The organism is Acinetobacter sp. CIP 64.2, from assembly GCF_000369645.1.
In the GTDB taxonomy this organism is placed as follows: Bacteria; Pseudomonadota; Gammaproteobacteria; order Pseudomonadales; family Moraxellaceae; genus Acinetobacter.
This window is the reverse complement of record NZ_KB850122.1, coordinates 708,235-725,732: the sequence shown is the minus strand read 5'-3', so window position 1 is coordinate 725,732 and position 17,498 is coordinate 708,235. Positions and strand designations below refer to the sequence as shown.

11 protein-coding genes are annotated in these 17,498 nt (G+C 41.9%); 10 read left to right on the top strand and 1 reads right to left on the bottom strand.

Translation table 11 applies throughout. From position 1 onward, the window contains the following. The first annotated feature begins 7 nt into the window (after positions 1-7). From F895_RS07685 to F895_RS07710, 6 genes are all read left to right on the top strand, one after another. Positions 8-2,725 carry an autotransporter assembly complex protein TamA gene (locus F895_RS07685; protein WP_005241963.1) on the top strand — a complete coding sequence of 906 codons (2,718 nt, stop codon included), beginning with the start codon at positions 8-10 and terminating at the stop codon, positions 2,723-2,725. Between the two features lie 50 nt (positions 2,726-2,775). Further along, positions 2,776-7,281 carry a translocation/assembly module TamB domain-containing protein gene (locus tag F895_RS07690; protein ID WP_005241962.1) on the top strand — a complete coding sequence of 1,502 codons (4,506 nt, stop codon included), beginning with the start codon at positions 2,776-2,778 and terminating at the stop codon, positions 7,279-7,281. Positions 7,282-7,417: 136 nt separating this feature from the next. Continuing rightward, a complete protein-coding gene (locus F895_RS07695; protein ID WP_005241960.1) occupies positions 7,418-7,903 on the top strand; it encodes a DUF4124 domain-containing protein in 486 nt (161 codons plus the stop codon). Positions 7,904-8,005: 102 nt separating this feature from the next. Next, positions 8,006-8,365, top strand: coding sequence for a hypothetical protein (locus F895_RS07700; RefSeq protein ID WP_005241959.1), 360 nt, complete (start codon positions 8,006-8,008; stop codon positions 8,363-8,365). A gap of 259 nt (positions 8,366-8,624) precedes the next feature. Beyond that, positions 8,625-11,264 (top strand): bifunctional aconitate hydratase 2/2-methylisocitrate dehydratase, encoded by a 2,640-nt coding sequence (locus F895_RS07705; protein ID WP_005241958.1) that lies wholly within the window; start codon positions 8,625-8,627, stop codon positions 11,262-11,264. Between the two features lie 234 nt (positions 11,265-11,498). Beyond that, positions 11,499-11,720, top strand: coding sequence for a hypothetical protein (locus tag F895_RS07710; protein WP_005241957.1), 222 nt, complete (start codon positions 11,499-11,501; stop codon positions 11,718-11,720). 113 nt (positions 11,721-11,833) lie between these two features. Here the strand turns inward: F895_RS07710 and F895_RS07715 are convergent, their stop codons facing one another. Continuing rightward, entirely contained in the window at positions 11,834-13,291 is a 1,458-nt protein-coding gene (locus tag F895_RS07715) for a DASS family sodium-coupled anion symporter (protein WP_005241956.1), read from the bottom strand. 268 nt (positions 13,292-13,559) lie between these two features. Between F895_RS07715 and F895_RS07720 the strand changes: the two genes are divergently transcribed. The 4 genes from F895_RS07720 to F895_RS07735 all read left to right on the top strand — a co-directional run bounded on the left by F895_RS07720 (position 13,560) and on the right by F895_RS07735 (position 17,495). Then, entirely contained in the window at positions 13,560-14,543 is a 984-nt protein-coding gene (locus F895_RS07720; protein WP_026040153.1) for an ion transporter, read from the top strand. Between the two features lie 294 nt (positions 14,544-14,837). After that, complete coding sequence (locus tag F895_RS07725; protein ID WP_005241953.1) at positions 14,838-15,791, top strand: ABC transporter permease; 954 nt, start codon at positions 14,838-14,840, stop codon at positions 15,789-15,791. Further along, positions 15,784-16,740: an iron chelate uptake ABC transporter family permease subunit gene (locus F895_RS07730; protein ID WP_005241952.1), complete on the top strand. Its 957-nt coding sequence runs from the start codon at positions 15,784-15,786 to the stop codon at positions 16,738-16,740. The genes F895_RS07725 and F895_RS07730 overlap by 8 nt, the downstream gene beginning before the upstream one ends. Then, positions 16,731-17,495 carry an iron ABC transporter ATP-binding protein gene (locus tag F895_RS07735; protein WP_005241951.1) on the top strand — a complete coding sequence of 255 codons (765 nt, stop codon included), beginning with the start codon at positions 16,731-16,733 and terminating at the stop codon, positions 17,493-17,495. Before F895_RS07730 ends, F895_RS07735 begins: the two co-directional genes overlap by 10 nt. Positions 17,496-17,498 lie beyond the last annotated feature (3 nt).

Sequence of the window (17,498 nt, the reverse complement as noted above, 5' to 3'; positions counted from 1 at the left end):
GTTTTACATGCCATCTAAAACGAAGTTTAAACAGTCGACACTGGTTCATTCTATGCATTTAATTTTTAAAATGCAGGGGGTTCCTAAACTTATTTGTAGTAGTTTTTTAATTAGTTCTTGTATATCAGTTGTTTATGCTCAAGAGCAAATTTTGGGTGCGCCTGAAAATCAGGCAGCCGAACAGAACGAGCATGTCGCTACAGTGGCAGTTGCTGCCGCTGCACCAATCCCGCCAGCGATGAATACTTCTGATTCGGGGATATTACCCGGACAAGACAGTTTGGCTGCATTAAAAGAACAAGAACAGTCAAGTAATCAGATTAATGAATTAAAACCAATTCAATTGGATGATAATCTGGAAAATTTGCCTGTGATTCCCGTCGATCAGAGTATGGCAAATGAAATTTTTCGTGTTGCAGAAGATGCCAAAAATGAAGCACAAGCATATCGAGACCAAACCGCTAAAAATCCTGCTCCTGTCATTGGCGATGTTTCGCAAACTGAATTAACTGAGATTAAACAGGCTCCGTTGAATATTGACCAGTTAATGAGTGATATCCAGTCAGACAGTAAAATTGTGGTTGAAGCCAATGAAACGGGTAAAACCTTAGCCGAGTTCCAAACCAAGTCAGATCAACCTGCTGAAAAAGTTGGCTTCTTTAAGCGCATCATTAACCGTTTGCGTCCGGATAATTTAATCAATGCTGATAAAATTCCGCGTATTTCTGCTGATGTGAGTGGTGCACCACCTATTCTGGCGCTTAATATCAAGGCCAAGTTGTCAAGCTTTACTAAAGAGTCTTTTGAAGATTTTAATGTTGCGTTGCCTCAGTTGCGTGCATTGACCAATCAAGCTGCACAGGCGGTGGGTTATTACAATGCGACTTATACTTTTGTCAAAGAAAGTGACAGTAAGGTAAAAGTGATAGTGGTTCCCAATGAACCCGTCAAAATTAAAGAACAAAATATTGAATTTACCGGTGCAGGCGCAAATACACCACAGTTCCAAGTCATTCGTTTAATTCCAGAACAGGATGTTGGTGATATTTTCAATCATGGCTCGTACGAAGCGATGAAAACTAAAATTACCAACGTTGCTGCAGATAATGGTTATTTTGATGCGTTTTGGCGCTTGCATGATGTCAAGATTACTCAGCCTGATAAAACGGCTGACATTAACTTAAAGTACGAAACAGGTGAACGTTATAAGTTAAAGCAAGTTGAGTATCGGATGAGTGATCCGAGCAAGCCATTACCATTGACCCAAAAAGTTTTAGATAGTTTGGCACCTTGGAAGGAAGGTGATGACTATGCCTTCTGGCGTGTCAATGTTTTGGCAAATAACTTAACCAACACCCGTTATTTTAATTATACCCTAGTTGATACTATCAAGCCGGATGCAATTCAGCCACCTTTAGATTTACCGCCAGATTTACAGGCGTTGGTCGACCAGCAACGTATCCAGCAATCCCAATTGATGAGTAGTCAACAAAAGGCGGATATTGCGCGGGCCAAAATCACTTCTGCGCAAGAAGTCACGCAGGATGTTGTTGATGAATCACAATTCTCTGGTGGTGAACCTGCTCAACCTTATGCATTAGCACGATCTATGCCAATGCCGCCTGTACATAATGATGATGACGAACAACGTCAGAAGCTAGAAGAACAGGCGCGGGTAGAACGAAAAATTCCTGTTGTGGTGACGCTGAATGCAGATCGCTTAAATAGTCTTGAAACAGGTATTGGTTATGGTACTGATACGGGGGCACGTATTCGTACCCAGTATCGTCGTGCGATTGTGAATAAATATGGTCACTCATTTGATGCCAACTTCGAGTTATCTGAGATTCGTCAATCAATAGATGGGCGCTATAGTATTCCTTATAAGCATCCATTAAATGACTACTTCAACCTGGTGGGTGGTTATGAGCGTGAAACCCGCAACGATATTGGTCCTGATGTGAATTTGTTGGTTGAGTCGGCAGTTCTAGGTGGTGAGCGCGTCATTAAAAACCCATTAGGCGACTGGCAACATACCTTTGGCTTACGTTATCGTTTAGATCGCTTAACCAAAAAAGGTGATGTGAATATTAATGAGCTACCAGATGCCTTTAAAGTATCCGGGATCGATTCTGAACAAGAATCATTATTGCTTGGTTATGAGGCTTCTAAAACCAATACCAATACGCGTTTAAATCCAACGCGTGGTTTTAAGCAAACCTATAAAGTTGAATTGGGGACGGAATCTTTGCTTTCAGATGCCAATATGGCAATTGTAAGTGCTGGCTGGCGTTTTATTTACTCATTAGGTGAAAACGACAATCATCAATTTGTTGGTCGTGGCGATACAAGCTATATCTTCACCGATAATTTCAATAAAGTGCCGTATAATTTACGCTTCTTTACAGGTGGAGATCAATCTCTCCGAGGTTTTGATTACAAGAGCTTATCGCCCGAAGAAAACGGCTATAAAATAGGGGGGCAAGCCTTGGCTGTTGGCTCTTTGGAATATAATTATCAATTTAAAGATGGCTGGCGAGCTGCCGTGTTCTCGGACTTTGGTAACGCCTATGACAAACAATTTAGCAACCCAACAGAATATAGTGTGGGTGTTGGTATCCGCTGGAGATCGCCAATTGGACCAATTCGATTAGATATCGCATCGGGTATTTCGAATGATAACAATCCAATTCGTTTGCATTTCTTTATTGGTCCACAGCTTTAAAACTTTTTAGCCCTTTAATTTAATAAGGGTAAAACAATCTCGGGTTGATTATGACGGAAGTAGAACAGCAACTTACACCTCCAGCAGAACCAAGACAGCAACGGCGTATTTTTCGAAATATTGCGCTGATTTTATTGATCATTCTTTTGTTATTGGTCAGTTCTTTGCTTGTTATGATGTCTACGGATAAAGGGAGTCGCTTTTTATTAGACCGTGTACTTCAAAGCCAAAAAATTATCAAATATCAATATGAGAGCGGTAACCTGTTATCTGGCATCATTCTTAAAAATGTACTGGTTGAACTGGATGCAATTGAAATCTCTTTAGATCGTGCCGACGTGTCTTTAGGTTGGCGAGCGATTTTAAAAAAAGAAGTACACCTTAGCCATGCCGATGTACGTAATCTCAAAATTATTGATAAAAAACCACCTTCGGGCAAGCCCTTTGGATTTTATCCAATTAAATTACCCTTTGTACTGCGTATTGATGATGCAACTTTAGATCATTTAGAGTTTCAAACCACAACCTCGAAGGTTAACTTTAGTGACATCTTTCTAAAAGACGCATTGTGGTCGGAAACCAAATTAAAGTTTAAAGACTCTCGCATGAAGATGGAGCATTTAGCCGTGCAAAATGCTTCTGGAGAGATGGATTTTAGTGGTAAATACCCATTAAATGCCAAAGCAGACCTGATTATCCCATCATTAAAAAGTCTAGATATTGAGATCATCAAAGTTGCCGCTAGAGGTAGTCTGGATACCCTGAAGGTCGGTGTTGCAACGCTTACACCAGATTTGCTGACGGGTTGGGCAGTTGTTCATCCAGTACGTGATCATGTGCCAATGAATGGTGAGCTATTCTTTAAAAATTATCACTTACCATTAATTAAAGATCAGAAGTTATTTGCAAAAGATGGCATCGCTAGATTTAAAGGTGATATTCAAAAGTTAGTCTTGACTTTAGATACGGATTTAAAAGGCGAGCAAGTTCCTGAGGGGCAATATACTGCGCTGATGGATACGGATTTAACCCATCAATTGAATATTCGCGAGTTTAATGGTCAACTGATGGGCGGCACAGCAAATTTGCTGGGTTCCGTTAATTGGCACGATCATGTCTCTTGGGATCTAAAAGGACGTTTGGAACGTTTAGATCCAAAAGACAAAACTGTACCGCAAATTGCGCAAGACTTTTTGCCACCCAATCTGGATGCGAACTTAAGCTCAACGGGTTCTTTGCAAAAAGGTTTGGTTGTCAATGCACAGCTCGCATTTGATAAATATGAAACTTGGGCAGTTAAGCTCAATCAGGACGAAGAAAAAGACAACAAGCCTCAGCCGATGTTATTGGATATTTCTTGGAAAGGGATTGATCGTGCTATGCCATATATTGGCTGGCTGAGTAGTGAAGAAGGTCATACCAATCTGACCTTAAAAGAAGGTCAGCAAGATATCTATGTATCAACGACAATCCGTCCGCATGAGCAGGCATTATTGCCAACAGGTAAATATGATGCCCGTTTAGACGTTAAGGGTGACCTGTTAAATGTTGAAAATTTCCGTTATGAAACTGAAAAAGGCAGTTTGACTGGACAGGCAAAAGTTAAATTACCAACTGAAAAACAACAGCTATCATGGCAAGCACAGCTCAAGGCACAGGATTTTAACCCGCAAACGATTGCGGCAGCAGCACCGATTAACTTATTGAATGGTGAAATCAAAGCCAGTGGTTTTGCCAAACCAAACCAACAAATTATTCAGCTTGAACAGATTGATTTAAAAGGGCACTTGCCACAAGAAAATAAGACAGAAACTCTTGCTTTGAAAGGTAAAAGTACCGCCGCCCTGATTTTTAATGATGAAAAAGCGGGTGGTTGCTTCAAGAGTTTTGCAGTGAATTATGATGGTTCCTTAAATGCATTAAATCAAGGTAATGGCATATTAAAAATTAAAATTGCAGGCACACCAGATTACATCAAGATTAATGAACTCAATCATGACGGTGTTGCAGGCAAGGTTTATGCCACAGGCGCAGTCAATCTCAAAGATAAACTGGGTTGGGATATTAATGCTTCATTGGTACGCTTCAAGCCACAGTATTTTGTCTCAAGTGTGAAAGGTGAAATTTCTGGGCGGGTAAAAACACAGGGCGTATGGTCAGACAAGCTCAAGCGTATTGATATTCGTGAATTGAATACGGCGGGTTTCATCAATAATAAACCGATTCGTGGTCGTGGTAATCTCAGCCTGTTATTGGACTCAAATCAAGAAGGCTTCTTGCCGCAGCAATTTGAAGCCAATGATCTATTCTTTGCTTATGCTCAGAACCAGCTTCAAGCCACAGGTAATGCACAAAATTTACGTATTAAACTGAATGCGCCTGCATTGTATGAGCTGTATCCGGGCTTGCGTGGTCGAGCTTATGGCAGTTTGAATGTACAGTCGAAACCACGTCTAAGAGCAACTGCGAACATCATGGTCGATAATTTTGCTTTTAACGATCTGGTGACGATTCGTTCTTTGCGTGTACAGGGTGAATTGCCGACTTCTGAAACCACACCTACACAATTGACAGCGACTTTGGATCGATTGCGTAATGGCAATCGTGAAATTGAACAAGCAACAGTAAACTTGGCGGGAACACGTAAAGCACACGTATTAAAAGTAGAAAGTAAAAACCGTCAATCGAATTTTTATCTTCAGCTTGCGGGTGGTTTTAATCCGAAGAATGACTGGCTTGGACAGCTGCAAAAAGGTAATTTTACTTCACGTAATATTCGTTTGGTACAAAATCAGAGTGCGCCGATTATCTATACCACCGCGCAACAAGAGCTTTATATAGGTCAGCACTGCTGGCAAAGTTCGAGCAGCCAGTTATGTTTAGATCAACCCGCACGTATGAGTAAGGAAAAAGGCAGTTTTTCATTTATTACCAAAAATCTGGATTTAAAAGACTTCACGGCATTTATGCCTGAAGGTCTGGCTGTGACGGGTCAATTGAATGGCTATGCCAAAGCAGCTTGGGCAAATGGTAGTCATCCTAAACTTGATGCACGTTTAGTGACTCGTAAAGGTGAGATTGGATTGGCAGCGGATGATCCTCAGGATCCTGCAACGACTGTAACTTATGATGAGTTAAGTTTGATTGCCAAGAGTATCAGTGAAGGTTTGTTATTCCGTGTGGATATGAAAACACCTGATATTGGTACGGGTTATGCCAATGTGATTATTGACCCATTTCAAAATAATATGCCGATGCGTGGCGAAGTGGCATTTGATGACGTACAGCTAAAAGTCTTTAAACCATTTATTAAAGATGTACGCTCAATGGCTGGAACTTTATCATTGGCTGGTAAGGTCAATGGAACCTTGACTCAGCCACAGGTTACAGGTGAGATGCGTTTAAAAAATGGCGCAATCAGTATGATCTCCCTGCCAGTCAATTTAAGCAATATCCAGCTTTATTCTTCTATACGACAGGACTCTGCAAGTATTGATGGTGCATTTAATAGTGGACAAGGTGTAGGACGCTTAAAAGGTAGCTTTGACTGGAAAAATGACCCACATCTCAACCTGACCTTAAAAGGTGATAATTTACTGGTGCGTCAGGCACCGATGATTACTGCAATTGTAGAACCTGATCTGACGCTGGACGTTTATCCGTTTAATCAGCGCTTAAGTCTAAAAGGGACGATTGATGTGCCGCGTGCGCGCATTTCGATGCCGGAAAGCTCGGCGACTGTGGTGAACTTGTCGCCAGATGTGCGTGTAGTACAACAAGGTCAAGATTTGCTTGCAACTTTAAAAGCCGCTAAACCATGGGATATCCGTGCCGATATGACGGTAACTCTTGGCAATCAGGTGATCTTCCAAGGCTTCGAAAGTACCATTCCTTTAGCTGGCCGTTTACACCTTTCTCAACGTGGTCTAGAAACAGCAATGCGTGCCAATGGTGCGATTGGTGTCAGTCAAAAAGTGAAGATTGAAGCCTACGGTCAAAGTCTTGATTTGAACCGTGCTATTGCGCGTTTCAATGGACCATTGGCCAACCCGACCTTGGATATTGATGCCAATAAACCCGTTCAAGGTAGCATGGTTGGGGTACGTGTCACAGGAACAGCCACTGTACCGAATATTCAAATTTATAACGATGCAGGCTTGTCTGAACAGGAAGCCCTAAATGCTTTACTTACTGGTCGTATTAATGAAGGTAACAGTGGTTTAAGTAATACCGAAGGCTTTAAGTCTGACGTGAATAACACCATTGCTGCTGCAGGGATTAGTATGGGCTTGGGCGGTACACGAGCCTTGACCAACCAGATTGGTCGAACCTTTGGTTTGAGTGGCTTGGCGTTGGATGCGCAGGGTACGGGCGATGATACGCAGGTCAGTCTGACCGGATATATCACACCAGACCTATTCATTCGCTATGGTATTGGTGTATTTACCCCTGTGAATAAATTGACCTTGCGTTATCAGATGAACCGTCGTTTATATCTGGAAGCGAGTCAGTCCTTAGAGCGTGCGATTGACGTATTCTATAACTGGAGATTCTGATTGTAGATATAAAAAACCTGCTTTATTTAAAGCAGGTTTTTTTATGATGTAAGTTTCTTGAAAATAAAAAAATGTGATAGAATTATTGTAAATTATTGATAATAAACGATTTTATGACATTTTTTGGAGAAAATAAATGAAATCTGTCACTTTTGGTCAGCTTTGGGCAGTGCTTGGCTTAGTGTTCATCAGTTCAACACTCCACGTCAATGCCCAAGAATACTATAAGTGGGTGGATGCCAAAGGTGTTACTACCTATTCAGCAACACCACAACCAGTACAACGACAAGAACCTCAGCTTGATCCTGTTAAAAAGAATGCCAGTACTTCGGCCACCCAACAGGCGAGTGCACAATCGCTGACTACTTCTAAAGAGCCAAAAATCACAACGGTGACTGCAACTGTCGCAACAACATCGACTAAGCCTGTCAATGCGAACACGGCAGCTACAAGCAATGTTGTCACGACAAGTGAAGTGCTTATCCCTGTCAAAAACTGCAACGGGGTTAGATGTTGGGATATGAAAGGCAAGTCCTATAATCTAGTCGCTGGAACAACGTATCTCTCTGCTAATGGTGGAAAATGTCAAAAGTTAGGCAATAACATGCACTGTAGTAAATGATTTGTATGTTTTTATTACGGAAAGCATTGTTTTAAAGGCTTCCTTTTGCAAAATAAACAAGTTTCAGTATGATGTGTGCATCAAATTAGCCGCAGTATGATGATGAAAAAAGTTTTGTTTATTGCAATAGGTTTAGTTTTGGCTGGTTGTGCTGAGAAAAAGCCGTTAACCCCTGAAGAACGATGGCATGGCTATTGTGTCAGTGTGGGCAACGCAGCACGTTCGATCACGCTAGATCGTCAAAATGGAATTGAGCAAAAACAAGCAACGGAACATGCGGCAAAAATTGAAGATGAGACCACACGCAAATTTATCTTTAAAATTTTGGACACGGTTTATGCACTTCCTGCCGATCAACTGAAAAAAGATCCAGAAGCATTACGTGAAAACTTAAAGAAACAGTTTATGGAAGAATGCTTGGTTACCCCACATGACAAGCTGCCAAACTATAAACTTTTTTAATGCGTATATAAAAAAGACAACACCGTTTGTCTTTTTTTATGGATGTAATTTATTGTTTTATTAGACTTTAACCTAAGACCAAAGCGGTATTTTAAATAGATGAACATTTCGCTATAAAATAATGGGCATCACGTAGAAATACGGTAGTTGCATTAACATTTAACGCGAAGTCTAGTAAAATTTTGCTGTCCACATTACTTGTAAAGCTTGTACAAAGCTGGAACTTACAAGTAATTTTTTAAAAAAGAGGAATAACACTGTGCTAGAAGCTTACCGCCAACACGTTCAAGAACGTGCCGCACTCGGAGTCCCGCCGAAGCCGCTTGATGATGCTCAAACTGCTGAACTCGTAGCCTTATTAAAAAATCCACCAGCAGGTGAAGAAGCTTATTTAGTCGATTTACTAGAAAATCGTGTTCCAGCAGGTGTTGACCAAGCTGCATATGTAAAAGCTGCTTTCTTAGCTGCTGTTGCAAAAGGCGAAGCAACCTCTCCACTCGTATCTAAAGAACGTGCAGTTTATTTACTAGGTACCATGCTTGGTGGTTATAACGTAGCACCGCTTGTTGAACTTCTAGACAATGCTGAGCTGGCTGAATTAGCTGCTGAAGCGTTAAAGAAAACTCTTCTTGTATTTGATGCATTCCATGACGTAGCTGACAAAGCAAAAGCAGGCAATGCTGCTGCTAAAGCGGTATTACAATCTTGGGCTGATGCAGAATGGTTCACAAGCCGTGCTGATGTTCCAGAAGAAATCAAAATCACTGTGTTCAAAGTAACAGGTGAGACCAATACGGATGACTTGTCTCCAGCTCAAGACGCTTGGAGTCGTCCAGACATCCCATTACACGCAAACGCAATGTTGAAAAACGAGCGTGACGGTATCAACCCTGAAAAACCAGGTGAAGTTGGTCCACTAAACCAAATCAAAGAACTGATCGCGAAAGGCAACCAAGTTGCTTACGTAGGTGATGTTGTTGGTACGGGTTCTTCTCGTAAATCTGCAACGAACTCTGTTCTTTGGTTCTTCGGTGACGAACTTCCACACATTCCAAACAAAAAAGATGGTGGTGTGTGCTTAGGTTCTAAGATTGCGCCAATTTTCTTCAACACAATGGAAGATGCAGGTGCATTACCTGTAGAAATCGACGTTGCCAACATGAACATGGGCGACGAAGTTGTATTGAAAATTGATCACGCTGCTGCAAAAGTAACTGCATTTAAAGACGGTGCACAAATTGCAGAAGCTGAGCTTAAAACGCCTGTACTTTTAGATGAAGTACGTGCTGGTGGTCGTATTAACTTGATCATTGGTCGTGGTTTGACTGCGAAAGCCCGTGAAGAATTGGGTCTTGCACCGTCTACATTGTTCCGTACACCAGTACAACCTGCTGACACTGGCAAAGGCTTCACACAAGCTCAGAAGATGGTTGGTCGTGCATGTGGTTTAGCAGAAGGCCAAGGTATCCGTCCGGGTACTTACTGTGAACCTAAAATGACGACTGTTGGTTCTCAAGATACAACAGGTCCGATGACGCGTGATGAGTTAAAAGACTTGGCATGCTTGGGCTTCTCAGCTGACTTAGTGATGCAGTCTTTCTGTCACACTGCTGCGTATCCAAAACCAGTTGACGTAACAACTCATCATACATTACCTGACTTCATTATGAACCGTGGTGGTGTATCTTTACGTCCAGGTGACGGTATTATCCACTCTTGGTTAAACCGTATGTTACTTCCAGATACTGTTGGTACTGGTGGTGACTCGCATACTCGTTTTCCAATCGGTATTTCTTTCCCAGCGGGTTCTGGTCTGGTTGCGTTCGCAGCTGCAACTGGCGTTATGCCGCTTGATATGCCTGAATCTGTACTGGTTAAGTTCAAGGGTAAAATGCAGCCTGGTATCACTTTACGTGACCTTGTACATGCAATTCCTTACTACGCAATTCAAGCGGGTGACTTAACGGTAGAGAAGAAAGGTAAGAAAAACATTTTCTCTGGTCGTATCCTTGAGATCGATTTATCAGAAATGGAAAATGACTTGACGGTTGAGCAAGCATTCGAACTTTCTGATGCATCTGCTGAGCGTTCTGCTGCTGGCTGTTCAATCACACTTTCTGAAGAGAAAGTTGCTGAATACTTACGTTCTAACATCACCATGTTGAAGTGGATGATCGCTGAAGGTTATGGCGATGCGCGTACGCTAGCGCGTCGTGCTGAAAACATGCAGAAGTGGTTAGACAACCCAAGCCTGTTAAAAGCTGATGCTGATGCAGAATACTTAAAAGTTTACGAAATCGATCTTGCTGACATCAAAGAACCAATTCTTTGCTGCCCGAACGATCCAGATGACGCAAAACTTCTTTCTGATGTTCAAGGCGACAAGATTGATGAAGTATTCATCGGTTCTTGTATGACTAACATCGGTCACTTCCGTGCAGCGGGTCAACTACTTGACAAAGTACCTGGTGGTTCATTGTCTACTCGTTTATGGTTGGCTCCACCAACACGTATGGACGAGCATCAATTGATGGAAGAAGGGTTGTATAACATCTATGGCCGTGCTGGTGCGCGTACAGAGATGCCGGGCTGTTCATTGTGTATGGGTAACCAGGCACGTGTAGCACCGAACACTACCTGTGTATCGACGTCTACACGTAACTTCCCGAACCGTTTAGGTCAAGGTGCAAACGTTTACTTGGCTTCTGCTGAGCTTGCATCTGTCGCTGCGGTGCTTGGTAAATTACCAAGCCCAGAAGAATATCAACAGTACGCGTCACAAATCGACAGCGCTTCTGCTGACATCTACAAATACTTGAACTTCGACAAGATGAGCGAATATACAAAAGAAGCTGATCAAGTTGATACCAAGAAAATTTCTGCTGCTCAATTAACTTAATCCGTTTGTGAGCTAAAAATAAGGGCTGAGTAATCAGCCCTTATTTTTTTATACAATTTTGCATTCATCTAAATTTTAGAAATTAATATATAAATCAATAAATTATAGTGATTCATGTGCTATGTGTTTCTGGTAATTTTAATTGATATGACCTTGTAATATTTGTCTTTACAGTTTAACCAGTTCATCGTTTAATCATCGAAAATGAGTGATTTAAAAAGTTGATTCTATAAAATGGCGAAACAATCCCGCTTCTTATGTATTGGTGGATTTCTTAACGGTTCAGCTGTTAAAGATCAAGGTGACAGTTTTATCTGTGTTGAAAATGGCAAACAAGTAAGCTACCACAAAAAGGAAATCTTCCATCAAGACTCCTGGCATCAAGATTACTATGTTTGCGAAACGACGACTGATCAGCAAGCTCGAAATTGGGTTTATGACATCAGGCCTGATTAAATTAAGCTGATATTAGTTTATTGCATGAATAAGCTTATAACTTTAGTATGCTTTATTAAAACAGCTACATGAAAAAGTCCCTTTGTAAGGGACTTTTTTTATACTAAATCATTCTACCAATAACCCAATACTTTCCACCAAAGTCCGCCAATCACCACAAAGATAATGATATTGACCAAACTCATAACAAAGCCCGCTTTCCACCATTCACCCAGTGTGGTGTAACCTGAACCGAATACCACAGGCGATGTACCCGTTGCATAATGGGTTAAGGTCATCATGATGCTTGATGCTGCTGCCATCATTAAGGCAAACAACATCGGTGGTGCACCTAATGCCAGTCCAGCCGTATAGAAGGCGGCAAACATAGCCGTGATATGTGCGGTGGTACTGGCAAACATATAATGTGCATACAGATAGGCGAGCATTAATAGTAAACAGGCCGGCATCCAGCTCAGTCCTAAATGACCAATCCCTGTTTCTAACACACCTGAGAACCACGTGATTAAACCGAGCTTATTTAAATAAGTCGCCATCATCACCAAGGCAGCAAACCAAGTGATGGTATCCCATGCGCTTTTTTGCGTCAGAATATCTTCCCAAGTCAGTACACCAGTTATAAGCAGCAAGCCCAAACCAATAAAGGCAGTGGTAGTTGGATCAACTGCCCAAGCTGAACCAAAAATCATGGCAGGGATGCCTGCCCATAACAGCAGTAAAATCCCAAATACGCCGAGCATAATGATTTCATTTTTGCTGACAGGGCCCATTTCTTTTAACTTGGTTTTGGCAAACTGAGCTGCATTCGGAGTTTCTTTGACTTCGGGTGGATACATCCAATACATGATTAATGGCATGATGATCAAGGCAAGCAAACCCGGTAATAACATCGCCAGTGCCCATGTACTCCAGCTCAAGGAAATCTGACTTTTGGTTGCTTTTGCCACCAGATCAACCACCAAGGGGTTAGGGGCGGTTGCGGTAATAAACATGGCAGAAGTAATCGGGTTGGCTTGGTAGTTCACCAAAGCTAAGTATTTCCCCATACGACCTTCGGTGCCTTTGGCTGGGTCAGAGTCATAGCTGGTCGAAATGGCACGGACAATCGGATGGATAATTCCGCCGCCACGTGCGGTATTACTTGGGGTAACAGGGGCAAGAATCAGTTCAGACAGCACCATGCTATAACCGATACCAATGGTTTTCTTGCCCCAAACCGCGATAAATAAATAGCCTAAGCGTGCACCCAATCCGGTTTTTTGCAAACCTTTAGAAATCATGATCGAAATACCGATCAACCAGATCAGCGGGTTGGCAAAACTACTAAGCGCATCTTGAATGGCGCCACTAGGGCTGTCATTGGTGACACCCGTCACTGCGACCAAAGTAATGGCAATAATTGCAATTGCACCAATCGGCATGGCTTTACCAATAATGGCAGCAATCACACCAACAAACATCGCCAGTAAATGCCAAGCATCAGGATCAACGCCAGCGGGTACCGGAATGACAAACCAGATGATGAATGCAATAAATAAAGAGATCAGCGTCGGGAGAGCTTTAAATCCCATGTAAATTCCCCTTATTGTCACGGGTTTAATAAAATTTATAGTTCTTTATGAATGAATCGTTAAAGAAAATAACCACTAAGCTTTTATTATCGTTGAAGCGAATGTCAAACTGCAAAGAGAGTTTTGTTGAAACAGCGTGATACAGGGCAATGAATTGGCAAATGGCTTCGTTTTGTGAGGGAAATGGCGCTTAGGGTTAAAATTTCTTATCAAATATGAAAGCAACATGCTACATTTTGAGCTTGCTGAATCGAACAAAAAATACGGTATGACTCAATTTTCATGGCAACAGTTAAGACGTTTTGTTTATAACAATCTGCATAATGATGACTATAAAAGTAAAGTCAGTACCTGCGTAAACTATCTGCTGATTGCCTTGATCATTGGCAACGTAGCGGCGGTTTTACTTGAATCTGTCAATGAATTTTATAAGCTGTACAAGCCTTATTTCGATATCTTTGAAAATTTATCGATCATCATTTTTAGCGGGGAATATTTGCTGCGGCTGTGGAGTATTGTTGAGGAAGAACCACAACAAGCGGCTTGGAAACAGCGGATTCGCTGGATGAAAAGTGGTGGGGCAATTATCGACTTATTGGCAATCTTACCAGCCTATCTCAATTTCATTGTTCCGATCGATTTACGTTTCTTGCGGGTCTTGCGCTTGGTGCGGTTACTGAAACTGACTCGTTATTTTGTTTCCTTGCAAATTTTATTGCGCGTCATCCAACGCGAAAAAGGTTCTTTCCAAGCGGTTATTTTTATCTTGGTGATCATGATTGTGATGACCGCATCTGCAATTTATGTGGTTGAAAATAAAGCTCAGCCCGAAGCATTTAGTTCGATACCACAATCCATGTGGTGGGCTGTGGTCACTTTAACCACCGTCGGTTATGGCGATGTTACTCCTGTCACTAATTTAGGTCGGATACTGGGTGCATTTATTACCATTCTGGGTGTCGGTATTGCGGCTTTACCGGCGGGTATTCTGGCTTCGGGGCTTGCCAACGAATTAAATATGCGTAACCAAAGACTAGAACAGGAATTCCGCGAAGCTTTACAGGCCAAAGGTTTAGATTTACTGCATGATCAAGTGGAAGTTGAACGGATTCGGAAAAAGGTGGGTTTGCCTAAAGAGCAAACTCATGAAATTATTATGCAACTGGTCAGAGAAAAGTTACTTGAAGATCAAGATCAGGAAAAGAAGCCGTACCGTTTTTGCCCGCATTGTGGCGAAAAACTTTCGGAATAATTTGAAATTTATTATAAAAATGTAGACGAGCAATCGGGCATAAGTTCGGGATTTAACGTTATTCATTCTGCTCAGATGATATTCAATGTGGCTCTAAATCGCAGTTATGCTGAGGTTTGGAGCTTTTTTATAAAGAATGGAAAGTTGACTGAATTAAGTCGTACTTCACATCGATGATATTTCATTTAAAAAAAAGTTAACAATAATCTTTATCATTTGTGATAGTTTCTTATTATCTTTTTTGTATTTTTTAAGCTTATTTTAAGTTTGCGCATCCTATGAAGTTCTCCCAACATGATTAAGCGGCGTTATCTCGTTTTATTATTGCTTCCTTTGGCATTTATTTCCTTATTTGTCGGTGTCGGTGAGATGAGTCTTGCAGGCTTGTGGGCTGGTAATCTTCAAGAGTGGCAACTGTTCTGGACCAGTCGTTTACCACGTCTCATGGCAATTATTGTGGCAGGTGCGGGTCTAAGTGTCTGTGGCTTGATTATGCAGTCACTCAGCCGCAACCGTTTTGTTTCTCCAACCACAGCAGGTTTATATGACTGCGCACGTTTGGGGGTACTGGTTTCGATTATCTTACTGCCAAGCGCTTCAATCTTTGTCAAAACTGGCTTTGCTATTGCCGTGACACTGATGGGGGCAATGGCATTTATGAGTATTCTGGCGACCCTCAAGCATCGAGATACAGTCTTCGTTCCACTGGTGGGGATGATTTTCGGCAGTATTATCTCGGCTTTTACCACCTTTATCGCCTTGCAAATGGATTTATTACAAAACTTGGCAGGTTGGTTACAGGGTGACTTTTCTACCATTTTAAATGGCCAATATGAGCTGATCTATCTCAGTGTTCCTGTTTTGATTCTGATCTATCTCTTTGCCAATCGTTTTGTCTTGGCAGGCTTAGGGCAGGATTTTGCTACTAATCTTGGACTGAATTATAAGCAGACCTTGTTTCTGGGTTTGCTGCTCGTCTCAGTGATTACAGGTGTGGTGATTGTGACGGTTGGTGCAATTCCTTTTCTTGGATTGATTGTACCGAATCTCGTGAGCTTGTATTTGGGTGACAATATTCGTCGAACGCTTTCGCATACTGCATTATTGGGTGCTTTGCTGGTGTTGCTTTGTGATGTTTTTGGCAGGGTGGTGATTTATCCCTATGAAGTGTCTGTAAGTCTGATTATGGGCGTGGTCGGCAGCGTGATTTTCCTGTGGTTATTGCTCAGGAGGTATCGCTATGCCTAACAAAACCAAGTTGATCGTTTTAGCCTTGTTGATGCTGCTGAGCATTGCCTTATATCTGGGCTGGAATTTGGGTGTGGCATGGCAATATGCCTTAAGTTTACGTTTAAAGACTGTTGCGGCCATCATCGTCGCAGGTGTCGCTGTCGGTGTGTCAACTTTGGTCTTTCATACCATTGTGAATAATCGGGTGGTGACTCCACAGGCTTTAGGACTAGATAAGCTGTATGAGTTGTCCAAGACCAAGATGATTTATTTCTTTGGTGCCAGTACTTTGCTGTCACTCAACTTTGTCTTGGATTATCTGATCAGCCTGTTGTTAATGGTCACTTTTGCTTTATTGTTGTATCGCTTTATTTTCCAGAAAGTGGCACAGCAAAATATTTACTTTCTGTTGTTGGTGGGACTGATTTTTTCAACCTTTTTCGACAATATGACCACTTTCTTTCAGGTCTTGCTCGATCCTGATGAGTTTCAGATCGCCGCTTATGCTGGTTTTGCCAGTTTTAATGTGGTGAAAATGGAAACGGTTGGATTGTCTCTGCTGACCATTGTGCCGATTCTGGTTTATAGCTTAAAGCATTACCACAAGCTGGATGTGATGGCGCTGGGACGTGATCATGCGCTGAATTTAGGACTGGATTATGACAAGACCAGCCGTTTGTTATTGATTCTGGTGGTCTTGGCGCTGGCCTCAGCAACTGCTTTGGCAGGCCCCATGATGTTCCTTGGCTTGCTGGTACTCAACATTACCCTTGAGCTGTTCAAGACCCATCAGCATCATATTTTACTGCTGGGTATTATTTTGGTCAGCATTCTTTGTCTGATGATTGGGCAGTTCATTGTACTGCATGTATTGAATTTTAAAACCACGCTCAGTGTGATTATCAACTTTGTCGGTGGAATTTATTTCTTCTGGATATTACTGAAGGAAAATAAAAAGTGGCAATAGAGTTAAAGAATTTATGTAAAAGCTATCAGCAACAGCAGGTGGTAACGGATGTTTCACTGAGCATCACAAAAGGCCAGTTTACGGCTTTTATTGGCCCGAATGGTGCGGGTAAAAGTACGGTGCTTTCCATCATGAGCCGTTTAATCGAGGCGGATCAAGGGCAAGTGTTGATGGATGGACAAGACCTACATCAGATGAAAAGTGCCGATATTGCGAAAAAGCTGGCGATTTTAAAGCAGTCTAACCATACCGAGTTACGGCTGAGTATTGAAGATTTGGTAGCGTTTGGTCGTTTCCCATATTCACAAGGACGCTTGACCGCAGAAGATCGTGAGGTGATTGATCGCTGCATTGCCTATATGGATTTAGAAGCATTACGCCATCGTCAACTCAGTGAATTGTCGGGGGGGCAGCGCCAACGTGCATATATCGCCATGATTCTGGCACAGGACACCGATTATATCTTGTTGGATGAGCCTCTGAATAATCTGGATATGAAGCATTCTTCACAGATTATGAAAGTGTTAAAGGATCTGGCTGAAAATCATGGCAAGTCCATCATTGTAGTGATTCATGACATCAATTTTGCCTCGGTCTATGCCGATCACATCATTGCCATGAAAGCAGGGCAATTGGTCTATCAAGGTCATCCACAGCAGATGATGGATGAACGTATTCTCAAGGATATTTTTGATTTTCATATCCCGATCCAACAGGTTCAACAACATAAATTAGGTTTGTATTTCATTAGTTAGGAG